The following is a 25,362-nucleotide window of genomic DNA, read 5'->3' as shown; positions in this document are numbered from 1 at the left end:
GGAACTAATAGATTTTTCAGATGTCAAATTCTATCCTTTACTCTTCCCCTGAGTCTCTGCCCCCGTCTGCCCTCGTCAGAATGGGGATGACGCGATTTGTTTTTGGATTAGCGATCGCGACGCTTTTTCTGATGGCGTTAGGCAGCGCAACTCGTGTGATGAATGCGGGGTTGTCGTGCCCAGATTGGCCCCTATGCTATGGGGAACTCGTGCCGCGTCAGCAGATGAATCTCCAGGTTTTTCTAGAATGGTTTCATCGCCTGGTCGCCACTACCATTGGTGTGGGCGCGATCGCGCTGTGCGCGGTGGCATGGTGGTTTCGCCGCGATTTGCCAACCTGGACGCCTTGGGCAGCGAGTTTTGCCCTGTTTCTGGTGATCTTCCAAGGCATTTTAGGCGGGCTGACCGTGACGGAGTTACTCCGCTTTGATATTGTCACGGCTCACTTGGGGACGGGTCTCCTATTTTTTGGAACTCTGCTGGCGATCGGTGCCTCGTTGGTGGCTTACAAAGGGGTCGGAACGGTGGGTAAACTGCGCTGGGTGGGCGTCAGTGCGGCGGTGCTGGTGTACGCGCAGAGCATTTTAGGGGGCTTGGTGTCGTCTCAGTGGGCGTTGCACCAATGTTTGGGAACTTCAACCCTCTGTACGGTGATGAATAGCCATCTTGCCGGCGTTGTGCCGCCTACGATCGCGGTGCTGACCCTGGTGATGCTGGCATGGCGGACTCCGGCACTCTCGTTTGCGCTGCGCCGGTTGGCAAATGGGGCGGCTTTGCTGCTGATATTGCAGATTACGCTGGGGGTTGCTACCTTTCGGCTGCGGTTGCAGGTAGAGCCTCTGACCGTGGCGCATCAGGCAATTGGGGCGGCACTGTTGGGCACGCTGATTGGGTTTGCGGCTCTGGCGCTGCGGGATCATGCGGTTTTAGCCCATCAGCCGCCAATCTTATCCGACGAAACGCTGGTGATCTTGGAATAAGGGTGATGGATGGCGGCGTGATCGCGCTGGATAGATCGCGATCGCGCCCACCGATGGCTGAGATTCATCACGTCTCTACTCTCTCGTTTATGGAATCCGCGAATGCAAAATGCAATGACAGGCGTTTCACGCCGCAATCAAGATTTTCTGCACATCCTTCAAAGCTACGTTCAACTCACGAAACCTCGGATTATTTTGCTGTTGCTGATCACCACTGCTGGGGCGATGTGGATCGCCGCAGAAGGGCAGGTTGACCCGGTGTTGCTATTGGTGACGCTGCTCAGTGGCACCTTCGCATCGGGGTCGGCAAACACGATCAACTGTCTCTACGATCGCGATATTGATGATGTGATGGAGCGGACGCGCGATCGCCCCCTGCCGTCGGGTCGGGTGAGTCCGCGAGATGCGCTGATCTTTGCGATCGCGCTGGCGGTTGCCTCGTTTACGCTGCTAACGGTGTTTGCTAATTTGCTCAGTGCCTGTTTAGCCCTGTCGGGCATTCTCGTTTATGTGGTGGTTTACACGCACTGGCTCAAGCGCCATAGCCCTCAAAATATTGTGATTGGTGGTGCAGCAGGTGCAATTCCTCCGCTGGTGGGCTGGGCAGCCGTTACGGGCGAGCTAAGCTGGGCAGCGTGGGCTTTGTTTGCGATCATTTGCTTGTGGACGCCGCCGCACTTTTGGGCGTTGGCGATCCTCATCCGCGACGATTATGCCAAGGTCGGAGTGCCGATGATGCCTGTGGTTGTCGGCAACGAGTCTACCAGTCGCCAGATTTTCTACTATACGCTGTCGTTGATTCCGGCTACATTGCTGCTGGTGTACCCATTACATGTGATGGGCGTGGTATACGCCGCGATCGCGCTGGTGCTCAATGGCATTTTTGTTCAGAAAGCCTGGAACCTAATGCAGGCGTCGTCGGATCTGCAAGTTGCTCGGTCAGCGTTCAAGTACTCAATTTTCTACATGATGCTGCTGTGTGCAGGCATGGGGATTGATAGCTTGCCCGTGACTCGCCACCTTGTAGGCGCGATCGCAACTCAAATCACTAGATTGTGGTAGCTCATCTGGCACTCTGGCAAAACTCTGCTCTCTTGCAGAGCCGCCCAATTTTTGGCTCCCTCTCCTGCGGGAGAGGGCAATTTGCACCCTTTGATCGCCAACTAGAAGTGAGTCATCTTCGGTTTTAGGGTCGCTGCTCCACACCCTGATTCCCCGTCACCTTGATGACCGAAAGCACTACAATATAGGGAAACCTGCGTATTAAGAATTGTATAGAGGAGTGCCGATGATGCCTGCGGTCTTAATCGAAAAACTCCAGAAGCGTTATGGCTCGGTAGAAGCCGTTAAAGATGTCTCCCTGAAGGTCGAAGCGGGCGAAATTTTTGGACTGCTAGGACCCAACGGAGCCGGGAAAACAACGACGCTCCGGTGCTTGTGTACCTTAGCAGCACCCGATGCTGGCACAATCGAAGTTTCTGGTATCTCTGTCGTTAACAATCCACGGCAGGCGCGGCAACGGCTAGGATACATTGCTCAAGAAGTAGCGCTTGATAAAGTCTTAACCGGACGAGAGCTTCTAGAGTTGCAGGCAGCGCTCTATCACCTCCCCAACGCTGCCGCCAAACAACGGATCGCCGATACGATCGCGTTGCTAGGGCTAGAAGACTGGGCAGACAAGCGCACCGGCACCTATTCTGGGGGTCTAAAAAAACGGCTTGACCTCGCCGCCGGATTGCTTCATCAGCCGGATGTTTTGGTTTTAGATGAACCCACCGTCGGACTCGATATCGAAAGCCGCAGCACGGTATGGAATTTCTTGCGGCAACTGCGCGAAGCCGGAACGAGCGTTCTCATCACCAGCCATTATTTAGAGGAAATTGATGTGCTTGCCGATCGGGTCGCTATTATCGATCGCGGCACGGTAATTGCCTCTGGCACCCCTTCTGACCTGAAAGATCAAGTCGGCGGCGATCGCATCACCCTGCGGATTCGAGAATTCTCTCCAATGGACGAAGCCGAACACGCGAAGTCTCTTCTAGAATCCCTGCCAACTGTTCAAGAAGTAATTATCAACGCGGCTCAGGGAAATTCTCTGAATTTAGTCGTTGCGCCCAACAGTGATGCGTTGGTTGGCGTTCAGCAAGCCTTACAAACTGCTGGATTGCCTACGTTCGGCATTGCTCAGGCGCGCCCCAGCTTAGATGATGTATACCTCACAGCGACGGGTCGCACCCTGCTAGATGCCGACCTTGCTGCTGCTGGCAATCGAGATTTAAAGACTGAGAAAAAACAAAACATGCGCTGATGCATCTGTTGTATCACTGTCGTATCCCTAAGGAAACTATTGTATGAGCCGCACCATTACCCCTGCCAAGACTGACCTTGCTGAACCACGCCGCTTAGATCTGCCTCAGTCCAACCTGGTGGCAGACGTGGTGCAAGAAACCTTGGCACTGACTCGTCGCTTATTTATTCAGCTTCAGCGCCGCCCCTCTACGTTAGCGGCAGGCATCATCCAACCGTTAATGTGGCTGGTCTTATTCGGAGCCTTATTTCAAAATGCGCCTCAAGGGTTGTTTGGCGATCGCGTCAGCTATGGGCAATTTTTAGGCGCAGGTGTGATCGTGTTTACGGCGTTTGGGGGGGCGCTAAATGCGGGACTTCCGATCATGTTCGATCGCGAGTTTGGCTTTTTAAATCGTCTACTGGTTGCGCCCCTCGCTTCAAGATTCTCGATTGTGATGGCGTCGGCAATTTTCATCACTACTCTAAGTTTGATCCAAACCGCCGCGATCGTCGGGATGAGTGCCGTTCTGGGAGCGGGGTTACCTAGTGTGTTTGGGCTTGCCCTCGTTGCATTCATCGTTCTATTACTTGTGCTAGCCGTGACGGGGTTAAGCTTAGGATTAGCCTTTGCATTGCCCGGTCATATCGAACTGATTGCCGTTATCTTTGTGACAAATTTACCACTCTTGTTTGCAAGTACGGCACTCGTCCCGTTGTCGTTTATGCCCAGGTGGTTGCAAGTTGTGGCGACACTAAACCCATTGAGCTATGCGATCGAACCGATTCGCTATGTGTATCTCCATAGCGATTGGAGTTTTAGCAGCACCATTATGCAGGCTCCTTGGGGAACTGTTTCGCTAGGCGGTGCGCTACTGATCTTGGTTGGCTTTTGCGTCGTTGCTTTATCGAGCATCCAGCCGTTGCTCCGGCGTCGCCTCGCTTGAGAAATACTCTTTTGGGAAACAATTTTCAGAAATCTCCGTCTTGAGTAGAATTGCAGTATTACTAAAAACGTTCAAGATTACCTAGCGGGAGCCAAGGGTTATGGCAAAGACGTTTGCTTTAAGTTTATTTGTGGGAGTGGGGTTAGGGGTTGCGATCGCATCTCAAGCCGTTGCCCAAACGCCAAACAGTGCGGATCTGCTTCGAGATCCTCAATCTAGCAATACATTGAACGACTTGTTTAACAACCGTGGCGATGCAAACACCACCGGGCTAATGCAATTGATCCAGCAGTTGTCGCAAGGTCCGCTTGATCCGGCTGCCTTTCAGGCTCAACAGCGCGAAAATTTAGATTCTGCGGCTCGCTCTTTTAGAGAACAGCAGCGTCTGCGCTTTCAGCAGCCTCAGAGCGTTCCGGCAGCAGTGCCTGCGTCTCCGCAAAACTAACCCTTACATTACTTGATGGGCTGAAATTCGTACTGCTTTGCTTGAGTTTTGGTCTTTGATCGCGTTGGTGTCACTTTCATCAGCGCGATTTTTGTTTCGCGATCGCCCTCGGTTGAAAAACTAAAGGGGCGGATGCCGCCGGGTGCAACAAAATCGGGTCGGGCTAAAATGGTGCGAATGCCGTTGCGGGTTGGAGACTGTTGGAGCGCGGTGATCAGCGCTTGAGTTGCATCGTAGGCAAGCACGGTTCTCCAGTTAACGGAGATGCCCCAAAGATCGGTTGACTGCCGTTGAAACAGAGATTTTTCGATTTCCAACTGGTAGTGAGGAACGGCGATCGTTAAGCCTGCGATCGCATCACCATTATTTAAAATTCGGGGTGAAAACATAACATCGCCTGCCAGCATGGGCAACCGCCGCCGATTGGCAGCCACGACCAGCAAGGCGCGATCGATAAACTTGTCATCCGGAGCCAGCATCAGCACTTCTGCCCCTCTCCGAATAGCGGCTTCAACGGTTGCGGTCTGCTCAAAGTCCGGAGTATTAAAATCAATCTCGTCAACACTGCCTTTGCTGCCAAAAAATAGCGCATCTTTAAAGGCGTTTTTCAGCGATGTGCTGTACTTGCTCGTAGAGTTGTAAAAAATGGCAACTTTGCGTTTCTTAAGCTGATTCACAGTGTAATCTGCCAGGCGTTTGGCTGGGCGCTTGTCACTTGGCATTGCCCGAAACACGGATTGGCTTAGTGTCGCCAGATCGGTTGAAGAACTAATTGGAGCGATCGCAACGAGTCCGCTCGCTTGATAAATTTCTCCGCCTGCCAAGGTCGTATCGCTGGTGCCATGCCCAATCACCCCTAGCACATCTGGAGCGTTCACCAACGATTTGGCAATGCGCTGCGCCGTGTCTGAATTGTTGTCATCTGTGGCGATCGCAACTCTCAATTTAATGCCATCAATACCGCCTGCGTTATTCAGCCGCTCTTGCGCCTGCGCCACTCCCCGCAACAGTTCGGCGGCAGGGCGAGGCTGCGTACTAATCGGCACAACGGCAGCGATCGTGTACGTTTTTTCGTGGGCAATGCGAGCATTGTTTAGATAAATCAGCGTTTCTGGATCAGTGCCATCCGCCTGGCGGGCTTTTTCCAACGATGCGATCGCTTGCTCAAACTTGCCTGCCCCAAATTGATCGGCGGCTTCCTGCTTGAGCGGAACGTTGGCTCCGAGACCCAACACTCGTTCGCCAAAACTGATCTTGTCCAAGTCTGAATCTGGACTGATCTCAACGATGGTTTGACCCAGAACCGGCACGGGAATGGCAGACTTGGGCAGTCGGGTTAGGGCCCACATCGATGTGCCTAGCATTGCGATCGCGCCAACTGCGATCGCGGCGATTTTTAGATGCGGGAGACGGGGTTGTTTTGGGAGTGAGTCTTGCAGGGTAGACGCAGGAGAATGGCGCTCTACTGAGCCTAGCGGTCGGCTTGTGTCTAACAGAGAAAGCGGTGCCTGGGTAAACAGCGACTCTTCCTGGATTTGGTGGAGGGCTTCTAACGCCTGAGTTGCCGACTGATAGCGCTGGGCAAAATGAAATTTCGTCAACAGGTCAAGCACGATTGCCAACTCTTCGCGCACCGTGGCGTGGTTGCGCCATCGGAGTTCACAGGTATGGGGATCTTGGGGCAACTGAGTTGGGCGAATGCCCGTCAGAGCCTGAATGGCAATCATTCCCAGAGAATATAGATCGCTTGTAACGCGAGGTTTTCCTAGACACTGTTCGCTAGACGCATAGCCAGAGGTGTATACCGGAACGCTGATCGTCGTGTCAGCGTGAGGGTCAGTTATCGAGGTTTCAATGCTTTTAACGGCTCCAAAATCGATCAGAACCAGTTTTTGATCGCGATCGCGGCGAATCAAATTTTCTGGCTTTAGGTCTCGGTGAATCACCCCGTGAGTGTGAACAAATTCTAGAGTTTTCAAGACATCTTCCAAGTAGTCAATCACCCAGTCTTGCGATCGCGTTTGACCGCCGCTCAACTCGTCACTGAGGGGATGTCCTTCTATAAACTCTTGCACTAAATAAAATTCGTGATCTTCTTCAAAATAAGCAAGCAACTGCGGAATCTGATCGTGCCTTCCCAATTTTTCTAAGGTTTCTGCTTCGGCAACAAACATCCGCCTTGCTTGTTTGAGGATTGCCGGGTCAGGAGTGGCAAAACTCAAATGCTTGAGCACACAAATCGGCTTTCCCGGTCGTTTGGTGTCTTGAGCAATGTAGGTATGCCCAAAGCCGCCCGCGCCCAGTACTCTCACAATTTGATACCGTCCATCTAGCAGTCGTCCTAGCATTGCACCCATCTACAGTGATATATGGCATTTTAGGTCGATTCAGGGGAACCGCACCACCAAGTAAAGTGATAGTCACAATCAACGCAAGCACCTATGCAAATTCAGCACCGCCATGAATGGGCGTTAACCACCGATGCCGCCATTGCCATTCAGCAAGAGTTGCGTCAAGAAATAGTGACGCAGGATCGCTTTGGGGTTGTCAATTATGTAGCGGGGATCGATGTGGGGTTTGAAGAGGAGGGAACCATTACGCGGGCAGCCGTGGCGGTGTTAACCTATCCAACCTTGCAGCTTTGTGATCATGCGATCGCGCGTCGCCCGACTACGTTTCCCTACATTCCAGGCTTTCTCTCGTTTCGGGAAGTGCCTGCGGTGCTAGATGCCCTTGAAACCGTTAAAACAACGCCGGATCTATTGCTTTGTGATGGGCAAGGGTTAGCCCATCCGCGCCGTTTTGGGATTGCCTGCCATGTGGGATTGTTGACCAATATGCCTGCGATCGGGGTGGCAAAATCGCTACTGGTGGGCAAGCACGGTGAGGTTCCCGATCAGCGCGGAGCATGGGTTTCTTTGCAGCACAAAGGAGATACGATCGGGGCAGTGCTGCGAACTCGTCCTCAAACCAAACCGCTCTACATTTCGTCGGGGCATCGCATCAGTTTAGAAACTGCCGTTGCGTACGTTATGGGTTGCACGACAAAATATCGTTTACCGGAAACAACGCGCCATGCTCATAAATTGGCGTCAGGGTAAAGGCTGATTAGAGCCTACTGTAGGCAGAGAACGGGTCGTATGAAGGAACTTAAATTCTTATCAGCCGAATAAAGAAATGCTTAAGTCCGCTCTACCTTTTGGTTTTCTTGGATAAATTAAACCCATAGACACCTCCTAACTGCGTCTAGTGCCCCGTTCAGCGATTGGCGGGGCTTTTTACTGGGCGCGGCTAGCCTGATTTGACGTGCGTTGGCGAGTAATATCAATCGTGATTTTGCCACCAAAGTTAGGGATCGGGGCGGCAGGTTTAGTGAGTTTAACTTGCACTTGGGTGATCCGTTCAAACGCTAATACAGACTCTGCGATCGCGCTTGCCAATCTTTCTAGCAGGGCAAATCGCGAGGTTTCAACCAACTGCTGCACCTGGGCAATAATCTCGCGGTAGTCGAGCGTGTCTTCCAAGCGATCGCTCTGTCCTGCTTTTTCTAATGCAACCCACACGATCAGATCGACTTCAAACCATTGCCCAAGCACTTGTTCTTCTGGCAGTGCGCCTGTGTATCCATAGCCTCGAATATTTGTCAACTGAATGCAATCCATCACGGCTTATACCAATATCCTTTTTGTATATAGTAGTTTTTGAGCAAAATTCCGAATCGTGTGACAGGAACAGTGATTGGTTCAGATACCCGATCAAATTTTGGCAAGAGTTTCCCAGTTGCCGGATGCCAATCATCCCAAACAATGACCGCATTTTTTCCCTGTAGTTTCTCGCGATCAGGGTGCCAAAAATCAAATTGGTCGATGCGATCGCTCACAGCAATCACATCTTTGTTGTTTAACTCGTAAGCCAAAGCTGATGCCGAGCGATAATCTGTCGTGATCAATAAGGGCGGCTCTCCCAGGTTTTTTGCCTGCTTTGTGACTTCACTAGCAACCTCGCGCCATCCAAATAACATGCGCGAATCGGGATCAACCGATTGGTCTAAAAAGGCAGACAGGGGAAGCACTGTGTAGTGAATCACCACAAGAGATGAAATCAGCAAGCCGTAGAGCAGCGCAGATAGTGGCGGGCGCTTGGAAAAGACGAATGGCAGCAAAGGAAACAGTAAAATATATGCTGTGATGTTCCAATAATATAACGCTGCGGAAATCAATGAAACGATCGTGAGAATCACAGAAGAAATGAGAAAGATCCAAAAAGCAACGATCGGATAGACAGAGGTTATTTCTTTCAGCCGGGTTCTATTTCGTAAAACTCGAAAAAATCCATTCCAATAAAAGGGAGAAACAAGAAAATAGGATGCTCCGAGAAACCCAAGACACGCGCCAATCTTAATGCCACCTGCTACTGGATTCACGCTGCGATTAACATAATATTGCAACGACTGAAAATCATTAGAGTAATTCCATACTACAATCGGAATGAGAGCACTCATTGCAATAATAGCTGCAATATAGAGACGCCGATCTACCAACAAACGCCGCAACCCTGGCACAACAACAATTGTGGCAAAAAACCCAAAAACGACGAAGATCGCGTTGTATTTGGATAAACCGGCAAGCGCGATCGCACCTGCGGCAAAATACAAGTGCCCCGTTTCTCCTCGACCATTTGCAATGACGCCATCCGCAAATCGAGTAAATTGATATGCAGACACCAACGAGAACGTAATCAGTAAATGATCATGCCAAGCTAATCCCAGAAACACAAAATACAATGGTGACGCCAAAACCAGCAAAACACTCAACCAAAACCGTTTCGGGGTTTGTTTGGGATAGAGATAGGCTGCAATGCAGTAATAGGTATAAAAGAAAATAATATTAGTGAATAAATTAGGAAGTCTCAACACAAATTCTGATCGTCCAAGCCATGCTGCAAAGGCTCCCTGCACCCACGCTTGCAAGGGTGGATGATCGTAATAAGACCATTGGAGATGTTGCCCCCAAAGCCAGTAATAGGCCTCGTCTGAGTTCGGAAACGCTTTCAGCCAAAAGACCAATCGCAGTGCAATAAAGGCGATTAGACCAACAAACCAAAGAGGAGAAATTGAAGGACGCACAAGATCTAGAGGTTCAGGAACAACAGGTTTTGGATTGAAAGAATACCACTTTAGCGGAACCCTTGCTCTTTTAAGATCAGCCGACTCAATCAACGCTTCCATTGCTCAGCGCTAATTTTCCTCTATCTGATCTGGAAATGGGTGATCGAGAACAGGTTTCTCATCGGGCGGGGTTGGCTCGTAAGCAGGACAGTATCCTTCAGGGGGCACCTTAAAGTTGAACAAGGGCGACCCTGGGTTCCAACAGCGCTGCCCTCGACAATGACGACAGGTAGCACACGAGTCTTTGAGGGTGCCGTCTGTTGAAAGAGAGATGCGATCGCTGATCTGATTTAGCAGTTCTCGCTGGGTTAGCCCTCGCAACACTAAATCCTGCCCTTGCCACCGCGCTTCTATCAGCCCTGTATCTGCCAAGCCTCGCCAGCGCGAGTCAGCCGTAATGGCATCAGGCAGGGTAAACGTCACGACCGTTCCCAACTCTGCGAGTTCTCCTTCATAGGTCGTCTCCGGCGGCGCAGGCTGCAAGAACGTTTCCCCAATGGGCAACTCGACTAGGCTTCCCGCCGAGGGAGAATGGAGATGATAGCGATTGTGTAGCTCCTCTAGCCCCGTCAAATCTGCCAGATAGTTGGGATTGCCATGCACAAAAATAACGTGCTGCGGACGCAAATTATGAATCAACTGCGTCGTGCTTGGACCATCACAATGCTGCGCCAAAAGGTAGGTTTCCATCGTCAATTGGTCAGAATTGGGTAGCAAAAATGGGTCTGCTAGGTGTTGTGGCAACAGCACCAACCAAGGCGTGTCTGGCTGAAAGAAAGCATTCCAATCTGAAGTTAGATCCGTAAGCACAATGCAAGGAGTGTTGCCCACGGTTTCACGCTGGTCAGATGGCAGTCGCCGCACCCGTGGGCGCACCCGCTCATCCCAAAACAAGGACTGATGCCGCGCAAAATTTTGAACCGAAGCCGGAAAATGCGGCAACAACTCTAAATAGGCATCACATCCTGCTGCGATCGTGCCATCAACCCAAATATCAACGTCTCGTCCGGTAAACAGATGATGGCTCCGCAGCAGCATCAACAACTCTTGCCCCAACCCCAAAGTTGGCAACGGCAGCAGCACCGATTGATGCCCGACCTGTCCTTCAGAATTGCGCTCAGCGCTCAGCGCCTGACTAATGCGTTCTGCCACCTGATTTTCTTGCTGCCGACGGTGAGGATATCTCGCCGTGCCATAGCTGCCTTCCACAATCAGCACATCTGGCTCTAGCCCGCGCAACTCTTCGAGCCGTAGCCCTTCCACCAACCGGGAATTGGATAAAAAGAAATCTCCGGTATAGAGCACGGTGTACGGGCGAGCCTGTGATCCTCGTGGCGTGTAGGTGAGCAAAATTACGGCGGCTCCTGGCAAGTGCCCTGCCGGAAACAGTTCTGCCGTTAGCCCATCTTGAAACTCTACGGGCGATCGCCACGGCAACGCCTGAGCAAACAACGGAACTTGCGATCGCTCTGTTGTCCAATTGAGGGCCAGCAGTTGAGTCGTAACCTCGGTGGCATAAATCGGCAATTGGGGAAACGCTCGATGAAGGGAGAGCAGCCCCCTTGCATGATCGGCGTGGGCATGGCTACACAACACCAGGTCTGCTGGGGGCAAATCTGATGGCAGTAGCGCCATATCCCGCAAGCCACAGTCAAGCAAAATCTGGTAAGGTCCCATCCGGATGAGGAACGATACCCCCTCGTCTGCATGACCTACACCAAAGGGAAAAAATTCCAGTTGAGCCACGTAGTCACCCGCCGTCTGATTGGGGTCTGATGATCCCTAGTTTAGAATAAAGCGCGGGTTCTCTGAAATGCCGTGCTGCCTCAACCAGGGTTGAAGCCCCAAAACGGGATAACCCAGGACATTTCTTAAAATGGCGGGGCTACGAGTGAATATAAGCGTCACAGTTAGGCAACAGAAGCCTGAAGCGAACCTTTTAGTGAGCCGACCCATTGCCATGATAATTGTCTGTATCGTAAAACCCGTTGCGTGTACCGAAAAATAGACATGCGATCGTAAATACTGCCGTCAAGACGACTAAAACAAGTTTGACATCCATCATCGTGTTCCTCAATAAAGGGGTAGGGGGATTTCCCATCGGTAGGATAGGTCTCTGTTTTTACCTGATGTCTCTAACTTACTGATGTTTCTAGCTTTCTGTTTCTAACTTAATGTAAACCTAGCTTGCGGATATCTTAGCAAATCGCAGATTTTTGCTAGATTCTTTCACTAGAAAATCAAGACTTGTCCTTTTTCTAAGCTGTTTCATGGCTTGAGCTTTTGCCCGCGATCGGCAAACTGCACCGACTTAATCTTCAACACTTTATTTCCCGTTAGCGTTTTTCTCAAACCACCATACAGCGCCAACTGCTCACAGTTTGAAAGCGATCTTAACTGCCGTTTAGAATTGGTCGGTGTTCTAAAATCAATGGTGGCAACCCCTTTTGCAACGCTAACTCGATAGCCCGACACGCTAAAATCATCGCTGTTTAGATTTCCTAACACCTGCCCGACCGTTTTTTCCAGGGGTTTTACTTTAGAAACTCTGATTTTCTTGGAGACAAACCTATTGCACTGATTATCCAGTTCGTACAGCGTCACGGGAATCGTGTTTTGGTCAGGGGATGTCGGCTGTTTAGCAGCGTTTTTTGCAGGTTGGGCAACCGGTTTTGGCGAGCCAGATTTTGGGGAGATAGAGGTGGCAGGTTGCGGAGCCTTGGTTTGCCTAGGCTGAGCGCTCGGTTTTGGCGATGTCGGCTGTTTAGCAGCGTTTTTTGCAGGTTGGGTAACCGGTTTAGGCGAACCAGATTTTTGGGAGCCAGATTTTGGTGAACCAGATTTTGGGGAGCCAGATTTTGGCGAGATAGAGGTGGCAGGTTGGGGAGCCTTAGTTGGAGTGCGCCGAACCGCCGCTTTTGAGGCTGGAACGGCAGAGGCGGTGGGGGGCGGTGGCACCTTTGTTTGCACAGGCTGAGCGACCGCTTTTGAAGAGGCAGAATCAGCAGAAACCGAGGGTTGTGGGGCTTCGACAGGTGTTGATTGACACCCCATAAGTAAGATCGGCAGTAGGAGCAGCAGGTATACCGCTCGAAGCTTGGATGCGGCGGATTGAGCAGGATTACGACGCCAAAGGTTTCCTAAATGTCGAGCAAAAAAATGTCGAGCAAAAAATTGAGTAGATAGATTTGCCATTTTTGTGATGATTGAAGAAAAAACTCATCAATGCTAACTTTCTTTGATTGCGGGTTGGAACCCTTCCTGTTTTGGTCATCTTCTGTAGGAAAGAGAAGTAATGCTGACCAAGACAGACCGTTTAGAGGGCAACATTGACCAAAAGAGGGACTTTTTCTAGGGTACGCTTTACTACATTGTGGAATTGCTGCATCAGGGTTAGCATAGTCGTAGCGATATCTGCAACAGATATTGATGTTGATTTTTATAAAGTTCATGGACGACGTCCATTTAGCCAACACTAGATAGACCCTTTCGCCTGGCAGGCTCAATCTCCCAGCGCGGGGGACGATTGAGGAGATTGTGATATGCTCACCCAAGAAATTCGGACTTCGCTGTCTGAAATTGGCGATTTGAATCGGCTCAAAACTGAGCTAAATGAAATGCCCGCGATCGATGTGGGTGACTATATCAGAGGGTTGCCCGAAGAGCGGCGTGCGATCGCATTCCGGTTATTAAACAAAACTCAAGCGACAGACGTTTTTGAATACCTTCCCCATGAGGTGCGTGAGGAACTAGTTGGCTCGTTGCACAATGTCCAGATGTGCCACATTATCGAGTCGATGCGCCCCGATGACCGAGCCGAGTTGTTTGATGAACTACCCGCTGGGATTGTAAAGCGGCTTGTCCAGCAGCTTAGCCCCGAAGAACGTCAGGCTACGGCAACCATCCTAGGCTATGACGAAGGCACCGCAGGGCGGGTGATGACGACCGAATACGTTCGGTTGCGGCAGGGCTTGACGGTGGGCGAAGCCCTCAGCAAAATGCGTTTGGCTGACCGCGATAAAGAAACGGTCTACTATGCCTACGTTACCGATAACAACCGCAAACTCAAGCAGGTCGTATCGCTGCGGCAGTTATTATTCTCGATTCCAGATGCCAGAATTGAAGATATTGCTAGCGATCGCGTGATCAAAGCCCGCACCGAAATGCTGCAAGAAGAAGTCGCGCAACTGATGAAGCGCTATGACTTGCTGGCGTTACCCGTCGTTGATCGAGAAGATCGCTTGGTTGGAATTATTACCGTCGATGATGTGGTTGACATTCTTGAACAAGAAGCCACAGAAGACATCCAGCGGCTAGCAGGGGTGGCAGACGGGGGCGAATCATCCCTCTCGTCTCCTTTGTCGAAGATTAAAAGCCGGTTGCCATGGCTGTTGGCAATCATGGGTCTCTATATTGGGGCATCGAGTGCGATCGCGCCCTTTCAAACTACGATCGCGGCGGTGCCGGTGCTTGCTGTGGTGATGCCGTTGTTCTCTAATACGGGGGGAACGGTGGGCATTCAGTCATTAACGGTGACGATTCGATCGTTGAGTGTGGGCGAAGCGACGCCGCAAGATACGCTCAAAATTTTGCGTAAAGAGTTGATCGCTGGGTTGGGAACCGCGCTCGCCCTGGGTCTGGCAATGGTGATCATTTCTTTGATCTGGACTACGCCCGAAGAGCGGTGGGTATCTGTTATGGCAGGCTTGGTGATGGCAACCAATAGTTTAGTCGCCGTGACCCTAGGAACGTTGTTACCGATTGGCTTTGTCCGGCTCAAGATCGATCCAGCGTTGATTAGTGGCCCGCTTGTGACCACCATGCTCGATACGATTGGCTTTATTTTATTCCTAACCATGGTGACGATTAGTCTGAACGTTTTGCACATTATTCCGTAGACCCAGCTTGGGAAGATTGCAGCATGACTCAAGGCAGGGCTTTTCGGGGGCAACTTGCGATCGCAGCTAGCTGCCAAGATCAAAATGCCTCTCCACTTTTTTAGGCGTTGATAATTTGCGGGGTCAATCCAGGTCGATTCTACAAAATAGATAATTCTACAAAATAGATAAAGGTGTAACAAATCTGAATGGGAAACCCTCTACAATGAACTGGATTTTACAAATGAGACGGTAGCCCTATCATGCCTCGTCGCAACGACCTCCATAAGATTTTGTTGATTGGCTCTGGGCCGATTGTGATTGGTCAAGCCTGCGAATTCGACTATTCTGGAACCCAAGCCTGCAAAGCGCTGCGCGATGAAGGTTACGAGGTAGTGCTGGTCAACTCTAACCCAGCGACCATCATGACCGATCCCGAAACTGCCGATCGCACCTACATCGAGCCGCTCACCCCAGAGATTTTGGAAACCATCATTGCCAAAGAGCGCCCTGATGCCCTGCTCCCCACTATGGGCGGGCAAACAGCGCTCAATCTTGCCGTCACGTTGGCGAAAAATGGCACATTAGAAAAATATGGGGTCGAACTGATTGGGGCAAAGCTACCCGCGATCGAGATGGCGGAAGATCGCAAACTTTTCAAAGAAGCAATGCTGCGGATTGGTGTGGGCGTTTGCCCCTCTGGTCTGGCTGAAACGATGGCGGAAGCCAAAGCGATCGGACAAGAAATTGGATCGTATCCGTTAATTATTCGTCCTGCATATACGATGGGCGGAAGTGGTGGCGGGATCGCTTACAACCAGCAGGAATTTGAAGAAATCTCTCAGTCGGGTCTAGATGCCAGCCCAGTTTCTCAAATTTTGATCGAGCAGTCTCTGCTGGGTTGGAAGGAATATGAACTTGAAGTGATGCGCGACTTGGCAGATAACGTCGTGATCATTTGCTCAATCGAGAACCTTGATCCGATGGGCATTCACACCGGAGATTCGATCACGGTGGCTCCGGCTCAGACCTTGACGGATAAAGAATATCAGCGGCTTCGAGATGCGTCGATCAAAATCATTCGAGAAATTGGCGTGGAGACGGGTGGATCAAATATTCAGTTTGCAGTCAATCCGGTGACGGGTGATGTGATTGTGATCGAAATGAATCCACGGGTGTCGAGAAGTTCGGCGCTTGCCTCAAAAGCGACTGGATTTCCGATCGCAAAGATGGCGGCAAAACTGGCGGTTGGTTATTCGCTAGACGAAATTCCCAATGACATTACGAAGAAGACTCCGGCGAGCTTTGAGCCAACGATCGATTACGTGGTCACGAAAATTCCTCGCTTTGCCTTTGAGAAGTTTCCGGGATCTCAGCCGTATCTAACGACGCAAATGAAGTCGGTTGGAGAGGCAATGGCGATCGGGCGTACGTTTCAAGAATCGTTTCAAAAAGCGCTGCGATCGCTCGAAACCGGACGCGCCGGATGGGGCTGCGATCGCGATGAAAAACTGCCGAGCCTAGAGCAAATTCGGGCTGGGCTGCGGACTCCCAACCCCGATCGCATTTTCACCGTCTATCACGCGATGAAGATGGGCATGGGCGTAGACGAAATTTTTGAACTCACCAACATCGATCCGTGGTTTCTCGATAAATTAGCAGACCTGCTGCAAACTGAGAAATTTCTCAAGCAGAACGCGCTGGAGAAAATCACAAAAGATCAAATGTATGCCATCAAGCGAAAAGGATTTAGCGATCGTCAAATTGCCTACGCCACGAAAACCACCGAAGATATCGTCCGCACGTACCGCAAGTCGCTCGGTGTAATTCCGGTCTACAAAACGGTGGATACCTGTGCAGCAGAATTTGAAGCCCTGACCCCGTACTATTATTCTACCTACGAAGAAGAAAGCGAAGTGCTGCCTTCTGACAAGCCCAAGGTGATGATTTTGGGCGGCGGACCGAACCGCATCGGTCAGGGCATTGAGTTTGACTACTGCTGCTGTCATGCCTCGTTTTCACTGCGAGAAGATGGCTACGAAACGATCATGGTGAACTCTAACCCAGAGACCGTTTCGACGGATTATGACACCAGCGATCGCTTATACTTTGAGCCGCTCACCAAAGAAGATGTTCTCAACATTATTGAAGCCGAGAACCCTCAAGGCATCATCATTCAGTTTGGGGGGCAAACGCCGCTTAAGTTGGCGGTTCCGTTGGATAAATATCTCAACGAAACCGCCACCGAAACGAAAATCTGGGGAACCTCTCCCGACTCGATCGACATCGCAGAAGATCGCGAACGCTTTGAAAAAATTCTGCGAACCTTAGAGATCAAGCAACCTGCCAACGGAATTGCGCGAAGTTTTCCGGATGCAAAACGAGTGGCTAGAGAGATTGGCTATCCGGTTGTGGTGCGTCCTAGTTACGTTTTGGGCGGACGGGCGATGGAAATCGTTTACTCGGATACTGACCTTGAACGCTATATGAAATACGCCGTTTTGGTGGAGCCAGATCATCCGATTTTGATTGACCGATTTTTAGAGAACGCGATCGAGGTTGATGTAGACGCGATCGCAGATGCCACGGGCAACGTGGTGATCGGCGGCATTATGGAGCATATCGAACAAGCAGGCATTCACTCTGGGGATTCGGCTTGCTCTCTTCCTACCATGACTCTCAACCCGGAAGTCTGCGATCGCATCCGCACCTGGACAGTGCAACTGGCAAAAGCGCTCAATGTCATCGGTTTGATGAATATTCAGTTTGCGATTAAAGATGATGAGGTCTACATTATTGAAGCCAACCCCCGCGCCTCTCGAACGGTGCCGTTTGTCTCGAAGGCGACTGGCGTTCCGCTCGCGAAGATGGCGGCGCGCGTCATGTCTGGCAAAACCTTAGAGCAACTCAACTTTACCCAAGAAGTGATTCCCAAGCATATTTCGGTGAAAGAAGCGGTGCTGCCGTTTGAGAAATTTCCCGGAACCGACACGATTTTGGGACCCGAAATGCGATCGACGGGCGAAGTGATGGGGATCGATGCCGACTTTGGCACCTCCTACTCCAAAGCTGAGCTTGCCGCGAGTCAGCGCTTGCCGCTCAACGGAACCGTGTTTGTGTCGATGAACGATCGCGAGAAAGCGGCGGTTGTGCCTGCGATCAAAGACTTGATCGAGCTTGGCTTTAGCGTCATCGCCACAGAAGGAACTCGTAAAACGCTGATGGAACATGGCTTAGACGTCGAGCTAGTCCTGAAGCTGCATGAGGGCAGACCCCATGTGTTGGATGCGATCAAAAACGAGCGCATCCAACTGATTATCAACACGCCTTCTGGTCAAGAAGCCCACGAAGACGATCGGTTGATTCGGCGAACAGCGTTAACGTATAAGATCCCAATGATCACCACGATCGCAGGGGCAAAGGCAACGGCGGCGGCGATTCGGTCGTTGCAGTCTCAACCGTTGACCGTGCGATCGCTGCAAGAATATCTCAGCTAGAGGCGGCTCCTCCTCTCTCGGCATTGCCCCCAAATCCCTGTCTCCAAAAATCGCCGTCTCCAAATTCATCTAACCTCGCAGCACCGATCCGGATCAAATGCTTAGCTCACGAATTAGAAACAAGGTGGTTCCAAAGCGATGATGTCAGCCAATTTTGGCTCTGCTCTTTTACTAACAAGTGCCGGAGGCGAAGGCGCGCCACAAGCACCTATCTTTCACTAGACGGATGTGATTTGTCACTCATTAAAGTACCTTCATCTAATAGCTTGTTTGTCAACTTAACAAAACAAAACAAAATCCTTATTTCTTAGGTGATCGGGTTGCTTCGGTAGATTGGATTCCCTGTTTTGTTTCCAAGGCTGCATTAGCAAACTCTATTTTTAGCTAATTTAGTGACAAGGGCAAAGCACAACCTGAATTGAGTATGAGTTATTACCTAAATCACTATCTATTTGCTCTAAATAGGTCTCAGAAACTTTACATTTTGTAACCCTTTCATAGATAATCTTAATAGAACCAAGCCGTGCCAAACCGCGTCTAATGCTTTGCCTCCCACATTCCTGTATTTGTTGATGATTTGTTGATGGTCTACACGAGGTTGTTTTAGGCAAATCGGTTGCCAAGTTTCTGCACATCCCCTCTCCCTTGCTTCAGCCATACGCCTACCCCTCCACCCACGACCCTAATTTATTCACCTGACACGCGCTCTAAAACCTCCCCTCCTCTGTTCCCTCCAAAGCATCGTCTACCCCACCGCCATCTTCCCTACCCTCAAATTTCTACCCTAAAGTTCATCGTTAGTGTTGAGCATCCGATTATGAAAACCGTGCAGACCCCCACTGATTCAGTTCGCGCCTATTTGCGGGAAATTGGGCGGGTTCCTTTACTTACCCACGAGCAAGAAATTCTTTACGGCAAACAAGTTCAGCGGTTAACGGTTCTCAATGAGATCAAAGAAACGTTGATCGCTCAGAGCGGACAATCGCCCATTCCCGAAACCTGGGCACAGGCGGCTGACCTCGCCGTTGCAGAGTTGCATCAAGCGATCGCGGATGGCGAAAATGCTAAGCGTCGCATGGTAGAAGCCAATCTGCGCCTTGTGGTATCGGTTGCGAAAAAATATACCAAGCGCAATGTTGATCTGATGGATTTGATTCAGGAAGGCACCATCGGCATGCAACGCGGCGTTGAAAAGTTTGATCCCACCAAAGGATACCGTTTCTCGACCTATGCCTACTGGTGGATTCGGCAAGCGATTACCCGTGCGATCGCAGAAAAAGGGCGCACCATTCGCTTGCCCATTCACATCACTGAAAAACTCAACAAGATCAAGAAAGCGCAGCGCAGCTTGGCTCAACAGCACGGACGCGCCGCTACGATCGCCGAACTTTCGTCAGAGCTAGATCTGCCTGCAAAACTCGTGCGTGAATATCTTGAACGGGCACGGGTGCCGCTATCGCTCGATTTGCGGGTTGGCGATAACCAAGACACTGAGCTTGGCGAACTGCTCGAAGACCAGGGCATTACCCCCGAAGAATATGCCGCCCAAACCTCCCTGCGCCAAGACTTAGATGTTTTGATGGCAGACCTGACGCCGCAACAGCAACAAGTGCTGACGTTGCGATTTGGTTTAGAAGATGGCAAAGCCTTGACCCTGGCTAAGATTGGCGATCGTCTGAACATCAGTCGTGAGCGCGTCCGCCAAATTGAGCGGGAGGCACTCACCAAGCTGAGAAAACGCAAGGGAGAGATGGGCGAATATTTGGCAAGTTAGCCGTAGGCTGCTAAGCATCCCTTCAGCGAATTCCGAACTTTTTCGGTTCGGTTCTACTGACTTCCGAGATACCCATCGCTTGTTAAAGTAAGGTTAACGAAATGGATTAAGTCCTCCTATTGAGGTAGATACTGTGAACGAGACATCCAACCAAGTTCCTGAATTTTTGAGTAGCAATGCTGATGCAGGCATGTTGTGGCAGTACGTTCAGTCTTTAAGCCCAGAAGCGATCGCTCAACTTTCAAAACCCACGTCTCCTGAAGTGATGCAGGTTATGGAGCGCAATATTATCGGGTTACTGGGCGGCTTATCACCAGAAGGCTTTGAAGTGACCATTACTACAAACCGTGAGAATTTAGGTCGGTTGCTGGCATCAGCGATTATGAGCGGATATTTCCTCCGCAATGTTGAGCAGCGCATGGCGTTTGAGAAGTCGATGCAAGCGATCGAGACGGAATAGCAGCCTGGCATGTAGGGCGTTGCTGAATCTGAGTATGAATTGCAGATCTGCCCTCTCCCTAGCCCTCAGCAACGCCGCATGTAGAAGTTGATTTTTGATAGCCTCTGCATCTTCCTGCTCTGTCCCTATTCAACCTGTGCCCCCAAAGCAGTCCAAAATGAGACTTTCCCTGTCGGCAGATGAGGCTCCCCATCTGCCGAATTTTGCGGTTTCAGAACTGCGATCTTCGCTGCTGACGTGGTATGCCCAATTGGGGCGAGATTTGCCGTGGAGAAGAACTCGTGATCCTTACGCAATCTGGATCTCAGAGATTATGCTTCAGCAGACGCAGGTGAAGACGGTCATTCCCTATTTCGAGCGCTGGATGACTCTTTTTCCTACGGTTGATGCCCTGGCAAAAGCTGATTTGCAAGCCGTTTTGAAAGCGTGGGAAGGGTTGGGATATTATGCCCGTGCCCGAAATCTGCATCGAGCCGCTCAAACCATTGTTGAACAGCACCACGGTCTTTTTCCTCAAGAGTTGGATGCGGTTTTGGCGCTACCTGGAATTGGACGAACGACCGCAGGTGGCATTCTCAGTGCTGCATTTAATCAGCCATTAGCCATTCTAGATGGCAATGTAAAGCGGGTGTTAGCGCGACTCATGGCGTTGGATGTGCCACCGAATCGAGCATTATCAGCATTGTGGCACTGGTCTGAGGCGATGCTTGATCCGGCGCGATCGCACGAGTTTAATCAAGCGTTTATGGATCTGGGGGCAACGATCTGTACGCCCAAAAAGCCTGCCTGTTTGCTCTGCCCGTGGCAGCGTCACTGTCGGGCTTACAATTTAGGAACTCAATCAGAACTGCCCATGTCAGAACCTCGTGCGCCGTTGCTTCATAAGATCATCGGGGTTGCTGTGATTTGGAACGATCGCAACCAAATTCTTATCGATCGCCGTAAACCAGAAGGGTTGCTGGGCGGCTTGTGGGAATTTCCGGGAGGCAAGGTTGAGCCTGGAGAAACGATCGAAGCGTGTATCAAACGTGAAATTCAGGAAGAACTGGGCATTGAAATTGAGGTTGGCGATCGCTTAACGGTGGTTGACCATACCTACAGTCATTTTCGCGTCACGCTCAATGTTCATCATTGCCAGCATCTTAGCGGCGATCCGCAGCCGATTGAATGTGATGAGATCCGCTGGGTGATGGCTCGTGAATTAGATCAGTACCCCTTCCCAAAGGCGAATATTCACATTATTGAAGCATTGCAGAAATCTGCCGTCTAGAACACTGCCCTAAAGGGATTTCTCTTGCTACGATCTAGGACTCACTGCTAGATCGTATTTGGTGAATGGGGAGTATCTTTCTATGGTTAGTCAGCCGAAGCGTCCAACATCACAGCCGATCGTTCTCACCTCGCATCCGACCCGATTTGGTCCGAAACCCGATGCTTTAGAGTGGGGTTCTGCCAATCCGACGAAGCGAGGTCCGATCGTCGGAACGGTGACGACGCCTGCTCATCGTAATGTGATCGGGACTCATTCTGGGTCTTATGCCGTTTATCGCGCTCTAGCCATTGCCAGTGGAAAACTCGATGCCAACCATCGCGCCGATCTCACCAACACGTCCCCTGCCGCTCGCATCGGTCCGTATCCTGCGTGGTCTGACCCGGATAAAATTGTCTCCCTCGATCCATTTGGCGCGATCGTCGGTGAGGTCTACACCAAGTTTTATGAAAAAGGCTACGATATTCGCCCCACGATCGCCATTACAAAAGCCCATATCAACATGCCCGAACTGCAAGACGCTGTGAGCAAGGGGCGGCTGCAAGAAGACGGACAGATCATGAAAAAAGGCGGCGATTTGGTCGTCACAAAAGCCGCGATCGAGCCTGTATGGTATCTGCCCGGACTCGCCAAGCGCCTCAGCGTCGATGAAAGCATTTTGCGTCGAACCTTATTTGAGCAAACGGGCGGCATGTTTCCCGAACTCGTGACCCGTCCCGATCTGAAGATTTTTCTACCTCCGATTGGGGGCATGACGGTTTACATCGTGGGTGACCCGGATGCGATCGCAGATCCCCAAAAATCCCTCACCGTCCGAGTTCACGATGAATGCAACGGCTCCGATGTCTTCGGCTCGGATATTTGCACCTGTCGCCCTTACCTCGTGCATGGCATTGAGGAATGCATCAGAACCGCTCAAGCAGGCGGCGCAGGCGTGATCGTCTATTTCCGCAAAGAAGGACGGGCGCTTGGAGAGGTCACAAAATTTTTGGTTTATAACGCTCGCAAACGTCAAGCAGGCGGCGATCGCGCCGATGCCTATTTTGCTCGAACTGAATGCGTTGCCGGAGTTCAAGACATGCGATTTCAAGAACTGATGCCCGATGTGTTGCATTGGCTCGGCATCACTCGCATCGATCGTTTTATTTCCATGAGCGATATGAAACACGATGCCGTTACCGATTCAGGAATTGAAATCATTGAGCGCGTCCCGATTCCTGATGAGTTAATTCCAGCAGATGCACGAGTTGAAATCGAAGCGAAGAAAGCCGCAGGCTATTACACCAAAGCCGACGTTCTCACCGAAGAAGAACTTGCTGCCATCCAAGGACGAGGACTAGAATAGTTTTTCCTATGTCTAAGGCTTCTATTGATGCGATGCCTTCAGCGTCTCGCAAAGCCATCGCCTATCTTCGTTCTCCCCAATCTATCCGCGATCGCAGCGAACAGCTTTTTGCATTAGCTCAAGCAGATCGTCTTGCGTATTTCCGATGTGACCTAACGCAACTCAATTCTGTTGCTGATTATGTACTCACTGTGATTCGCGAACAGTATCCAGATTTAAATATTCCATTTCACAGTCGATGGCGACATTTTGAAGTCGGCGGATCGGTAAGACTAAAAAACCTGGAGCAAAAATTAGCTAGCTTATCTGCTCTCGAACGCGCTAAAACTAAATTCGATCTAGTGGTTCCGAGTGTCTTACTCGATGCTGGAGCAGGCGCACATTGGCAATATATTGAGCCACAAACCCATCAGGTTTGGCAACGCTCCGAAGGGTTGGCAGTAGCTAGTTTTGATTGTTTCTGTCAAGGCATGTTTTCTAGTCATCCTGACCATCCTTACCAAGCAGACGCAAAAGGATTGCAAGCCGTGACACCCAAGCGATTAGCCGCCGGATTTCAGGTCAGTGATCGGAATCCTTTAGTTGGATTAGAGCCGCGATCGCATCTCCTCCAAAACCTCGGTCAATCGCTCTACCGCCATCCTAATTTATTCGGAACCGCTCATCCTCGAATCGGTAATTTAGTAGATTACCTGTTGGAGCAGTCTGAGAATAACAATCTATCCGCTACAACCGTGTTTCAGTCTGTCCTAGAAGGATTAGAAACCATTTGGTCAGGACGGATTGCGATTTCAGGCGTCAATTTGGGAGACGTTTGGGTGCATTCTGCCTTAAGCGGTGACCCCTTTGCCGATCTGGTTCCCTTTCACAAATTGTCTCAGTGGCTCACCTATTCCCTCTTAGAACCGTTGCAAGAATTAGGACTCACAATCACCGATCTTGACCAAATGACCGGACTTCCTGAATATCGCAATGGCGGGCTGTGCCTCGATTTGGGTCTTCTGCGCCTCAAAGACGAGCAACTCTTACAAGCCCATCACGCACCGGGTTCTGAACTGATTGTCGAGTGGCGATCGCTCACCGTGAGTTTGCTCGATCGCATCGCTGACACCCTTCGACACCGCTTAGACTTAACCTCAGCAGAACTTCCCCTCGTCAAAATTCTTCAAGGCGGAACCTGGGCAGCAGGGCGAAAAATTGCCTCGCAGTTACGACCCGGCGGCACGCCTCCCCTTCAAATTATCAGTGACGGAACCGTCTTCTAATCCCAAATAAATCCCTATTTATGGCTGAAAACATCACCATTATCGAGCATCCGTTAATTCAACACAAGCTGAGTCTCATGCGAAAAGCAGAAACCAGCACCGCCAAGTTTCGATCGCTCATGACCGAAATCAGTATGCTGCTGGCATACGAAGTGACGCGAGACCTCCCTTTGCGCTACGAAACCATCCAAACTCCCATGGCAGAAATGGAAGCCCCGATCCTGGCACCTGATAAAAAACTAGTCGTGGTGTCGATCATGCGAGCAGGACAAGGCATCTTAGATGGCATTTTGCAACTGATTCCATCCGCACGAGTGGGTCACATCGGCATTTATCGTGATCCAAATTCGCTCGTTCCCATCGAGTACTACTTTAAAGTGCCGCACGACATCGAAGATCGAGACATGCTCATCGTTGACCCGATGATGGCAACCGGAAATTCCGCAGTCGCCGCCGTTCATCGCCTAAAACAGACCAATCCCAAGTCGATAAAATTTCTGTGCATTCTAGCGGCTCCCGAAGGTATTAACCATTTCCAAGATCACCATCCAGATGTTCCGATTTACGCCGCCGCGATTGATCAGGGCTTAGATGCCTACGGGTATATCATTCCAGGACTGGGTGATGCTGGCGATCGCTTATTTGGCACGAAGTGATACACTGAATTTGATGCAAGTGGCGGCATCGCCAAGTGGTAAGGCAGAGGTCTGCAAAACCTCCACCCCCGGTTCGAATCCGGGTGCCGCCTTCAACACAATTCAAGCCCTCTGTAGAGCGAAGAAATAAGTGTCCGTAGCGAAGGATTGAATGTCACGATAGCGAAGAATTGCGTGTCAATTCGTAGGGTATGCGGAGAAATACATATCAATTCGTGAGAAGCGGCGAAGAATTGTGTGTCAATTCGTGAGAGATAGCGAAGGAATACGTGTCAATTCTGAAGACCTATTTCTTCCTACTTTTCCAAAATTTTAGCTTAACGTCAGTTCGGTTTAACGCGAAGGCAGCAAATTATAGTCAATGGCAATCGCAGGCTTCTTCGGTTGATGGCA

The 25,362-nt window shown here is 50.7% G+C and carries 20 protein-coding genes and 1 tRNA gene; 15 read left to right on the top strand and 6 right to left on the bottom strand.

From position 1 onward, the window contains the following. The first annotated feature begins 20 nt into the window (after window positions 1-20). From GS601_RS16950 to GS601_RS16930, 5 genes are all read left to right on the top strand, one after another. Window positions 21-980, top strand: coding sequence for a COX15/CtaA family protein (locus GS601_RS16950; protein WP_162424475.1), 960 nt, complete (start codon window positions 21-23; stop codon window positions 978-980). A 102-nt stretch (window positions 981-1,082) separates the two neighbouring features. Then, window positions 1,083-2,042, top strand: coding sequence for a heme o synthase (locus GS601_RS16945; RefSeq protein WP_162424474.1), 960 nt, complete (start codon window positions 1,083-1,085; stop codon window positions 2,040-2,042). Between the two features lie 226 nt (window positions 2,043-2,268). After that, the gene (locus GS601_RS16940) at window positions 2,269-3,288 is read left to right on the top strand and encodes an ABC transporter ATP-binding protein (protein ID WP_162424473.1); all 1,020 of its coding nucleotides are present in this window, start codon (window positions 2,269-2,271) and stop codon (window positions 3,286-3,288) included. Window positions 3,289-3,331: 43 nt separating this feature from the next. Beyond that, window positions 3,332-4,213 carry an ABC transporter permease gene (locus GS601_RS16935; RefSeq protein ID WP_162424472.1) on the top strand — a complete coding sequence of 294 codons (882 nt, stop codon included), beginning with the start codon at window positions 3,332-3,334 and terminating at the stop codon, window positions 4,211-4,213. A 100-nt stretch (window positions 4,214-4,313) separates the two neighbouring features. Further along, the gene (locus GS601_RS16930; RefSeq protein WP_162424471.1) at window positions 4,314-4,658 is read left to right on the top strand and encodes a hypothetical protein; all 345 of its coding nucleotides are present in this window, start codon (window positions 4,314-4,316) and stop codon (window positions 4,656-4,658) included. An 8-nt stretch (window positions 4,659-4,666) separates the two neighbouring features. Here the strand turns inward: GS601_RS16930 and GS601_RS16925 are convergent, their stop codons facing one another. Then, window positions 4,667-7,015, bottom strand: a complete 2,349-nt coding sequence (locus GS601_RS16925) for a bifunctional serine/threonine-protein kinase/ABC transporter substrate-binding protein (RefSeq protein WP_238393336.1) — start codon at window positions 7,013-7,015, stop codon at window positions 4,667-4,669. 84 nt (window positions 7,016-7,099) lie between these two features. On the opposite strand from GS601_RS16925, the gene nfi reads away from it, so the two are divergent. Then, complete coding sequence (nfi, locus tag GS601_RS16920; protein WP_162424469.1) at window positions 7,100-7,759, top strand: deoxyribonuclease V; 660 nt, start codon at window positions 7,100-7,102, stop codon at window positions 7,757-7,759. A 177-nt stretch (window positions 7,760-7,936) separates the two neighbouring features. Here the strand turns inward: nfi and folB are convergent, their stop codons facing one another. From folB to GS601_RS16900, 5 genes are all read right to left on the bottom strand, one after another. Further along, a complete protein-coding gene (gene folB / locus GS601_RS16915; RefSeq protein WP_162424518.1) occupies window positions 7,937-8,320 on the bottom strand; it encodes a dihydroneopterin aldolase in 384 nt (127 codons plus the stop codon). Then, window positions 8,320-9,885, bottom strand: coding sequence for an ArnT family glycosyltransferase (locus tag GS601_RS16910; RefSeq protein ID WP_162424468.1), 1,566 nt, complete (start codon window positions 9,883-9,885; stop codon window positions 8,320-8,322). The genes folB and GS601_RS16910 overlap by 1 nt, the downstream gene beginning before the upstream one ends. Window positions 9,886-9,894: 9 nt before the next feature. Next, window positions 9,895-11,571, bottom strand: a complete 1,677-nt coding sequence (locus GS601_RS16905) for an MBL fold metallo-hydrolase (RefSeq protein WP_338017063.1) — start codon at window positions 11,569-11,571, stop codon at window positions 9,895-9,897. A gap of 193 nt (window positions 11,572-11,764) precedes the next feature. Continuing rightward, window positions 11,765-11,890 (bottom strand): hypothetical protein, encoded by a 126-nt coding sequence (locus GS601_RS23660; protein ID WP_274381994.1) that lies wholly within the window; start codon window positions 11,888-11,890, stop codon window positions 11,765-11,767. Window positions 11,891-12,093: 203 nt separating this feature from the next. Then, window positions 12,094-13,020, bottom strand: coding sequence for a hypothetical protein (locus GS601_RS16900; RefSeq protein ID WP_162424467.1), 927 nt, complete (start codon window positions 13,018-13,020; stop codon window positions 12,094-12,096). Between the two features lie 347 nt (window positions 13,021-13,367). Here GS601_RS16900 and mgtE point away from each other — a divergent pair, with 347 nt between their 5' ends. From mgtE to GS601_RS16855, 9 genes are all read left to right on the top strand, one after another. Then, complete coding sequence (gene mgtE, locus GS601_RS16895; protein WP_162424466.1) at window positions 13,368-14,723, top strand: magnesium transporter; 1,356 nt, start codon at window positions 13,368-13,370, stop codon at window positions 14,721-14,723. 242 nt (window positions 14,724-14,965) lie between these two features. Next, a complete protein-coding gene (carB, locus tag GS601_RS16890) occupies window positions 14,966-18,199 on the top strand; it encodes a carbamoyl-phosphate synthase large subunit (RefSeq protein WP_162424465.1) in 3,234 nt (1,077 codons plus the stop codon). A gap of 817 nt (window positions 18,200-19,016) precedes the next feature. Next, a complete protein-coding gene (locus tag GS601_RS16885; RefSeq protein WP_162424464.1) occupies window positions 19,017-19,973 on the top strand; it encodes an RNA polymerase sigma factor, RpoD/SigA family in 957 nt (318 codons plus the stop codon). A 133-nt stretch (window positions 19,974-20,106) separates the two neighbouring features. Further along, window positions 20,107-20,433 carry a DUF760 domain-containing protein gene (locus GS601_RS16880; protein WP_162424463.1) on the top strand — a complete coding sequence of 109 codons (327 nt, stop codon included), beginning with the start codon at window positions 20,107-20,109 and terminating at the stop codon, window positions 20,431-20,433. Between the two features lie 157 nt (window positions 20,434-20,590). After that, window positions 20,591-21,703, top strand: a complete 1,113-nt coding sequence (gene mutY, locus GS601_RS16875) for an A/G-specific adenine glycosylase (protein ID WP_162424462.1) — start codon at window positions 20,591-20,593, stop codon at window positions 21,701-21,703. An 82-nt stretch (window positions 21,704-21,785) separates the two neighbouring features. Continuing rightward, window positions 21,786-23,048: a GTP cyclohydrolase II gene (locus GS601_RS16870; RefSeq protein ID WP_162424461.1), complete on the top strand. Its 1,263-nt coding sequence runs from the start codon at window positions 21,786-21,788 to the stop codon at window positions 23,046-23,048. A gap of 8 nt (window positions 23,049-23,056) precedes the next feature. Continuing rightward, complete coding sequence (locus GS601_RS16865) at window positions 23,057-24,313, top strand: URC4/urg3 family protein (RefSeq protein WP_162424460.1); 1,257 nt, start codon at window positions 23,057-23,059, stop codon at window positions 24,311-24,313. 20 nt (window positions 24,314-24,333) lie between these two features. Next, window positions 24,334-24,969 carry a uracil phosphoribosyltransferase gene (gene upp / locus GS601_RS16860; protein WP_162424459.1) on the top strand — a complete coding sequence of 212 codons (636 nt, stop codon included), beginning with the start codon at window positions 24,334-24,336 and terminating at the stop codon, window positions 24,967-24,969. A gap of 21 nt (window positions 24,970-24,990) precedes the next feature. Then, a tRNA-Cys gene (locus GS601_RS16855) sits at window positions 24,991-25,061 on the top strand. Window positions 25,062-25,362: the final 301 nt, after the last annotated feature.

This window comes from Myxacorys almedinensis A (assembly GCF_010091945.1).
Lineage (GTDB): Bacteria > Cyanobacteriota > Cyanobacteriia > Leptolyngbyales > Leptolyngbyaceae > Myxacorys > Myxacorys almedinensis.
Note: the sequence above shows the minus strand (reverse complement) of the source record. Positions and strands in the feature narration are given on the sequence as shown.

Coding starts and splice junctions, on each gene's coding strand:
- GS601_RS16950 (WP_162424475.1), top strand. CDS start 21: ATGTCAAATTCTATCCTTTACTCTTCCCCTGAGTCTCTGCCCCCGTCT.
- GS601_RS16945 (WP_162424474.1), top strand. CDS start 1,083: ATGCAAAATGCAATGACAGGCGTTTCACGCCGCAATCAAGATTTTCTG.
- GS601_RS16940 (WP_162424473.1), top strand. CDS start 2,269: ATGATGCCTGCGGTCTTAATCGAAAAACTCCAGAAGCGTTATGGCTCG.
- GS601_RS16935 (WP_162424472.1), top strand. CDS start 3,332: ATGAGCCGCACCATTACCCCTGCCAAGACTGACCTTGCTGAACCACGC.
- GS601_RS16930 (WP_162424471.1), top strand. CDS start 4,314: ATGGCAAAGACGTTTGCTTTAAGTTTATTTGTGGGAGTGGGGTTAGGG.
- GS601_RS16925 (WP_238393336.1), bottom strand. CDS start 7,015: ATGGGTGCAATGCTAGGACGACTGCTAGATGGACGGTATCAAATTGTG.
- nfi (WP_162424469.1), top strand. CDS start 7,100: ATGCAAATTCAGCACCGCCATGAATGGGCGTTAACCACCGATGCCGCC.
- folB (WP_162424518.1), bottom strand. CDS start 8,320: ATGGATTGCATTCAGTTGACAAATATTCGAGGCTATGGATACACAGGC.
- GS601_RS16910 (WP_162424468.1), bottom strand. CDS start 9,885: ATGGAAGCGTTGATTGAGTCGGCTGATCTTAAAAGAGCAAGGGTTCCG.
- GS601_RS23660 (WP_274381994.1), bottom strand. CDS start 11,890: ATGATGGATGTCAAACTTGTTTTAGTCGTCTTGACGGCAGTATTTACG.
- GS601_RS16900 (WP_162424467.1), bottom strand. CDS start 13,020: ATGGCAAATCTATCTACTCAATTTTTTGCTCGACATTTTTTTGCTCGA.
- mgtE (WP_162424466.1), top strand. CDS start 13,368: ATGCTCACCCAAGAAATTCGGACTTCGCTGTCTGAAATTGGCGATTTG.
- carB (WP_162424465.1), top strand. CDS start 14,966: ATGCCTCGTCGCAACGACCTCCATAAGATTTTGTTGATTGGCTCTGGG.
- GS601_RS16885 (WP_162424464.1), top strand. CDS start 19,017: ATGAAAACCGTGCAGACCCCCACTGATTCAGTTCGCGCCTATTTGCGG.
- mutY (WP_162424462.1), top strand. CDS start 20,591: ATGAGACTTTCCCTGTCGGCAGATGAGGCTCCCCATCTGCCGAATTTT.
- GS601_RS16870 (WP_162424461.1), top strand. CDS start 21,786: ATGGTTAGTCAGCCGAAGCGTCCAACATCACAGCCGATCGTTCTCACC.
- GS601_RS16865 (WP_162424460.1), top strand. CDS start 23,057: ATGTCTAAGGCTTCTATTGATGCGATGCCTTCAGCGTCTCGCAAAGCC.
- upp (WP_162424459.1), top strand. CDS start 24,334: ATGGCTGAAAACATCACCATTATCGAGCATCCGTTAATTCAACACAAG.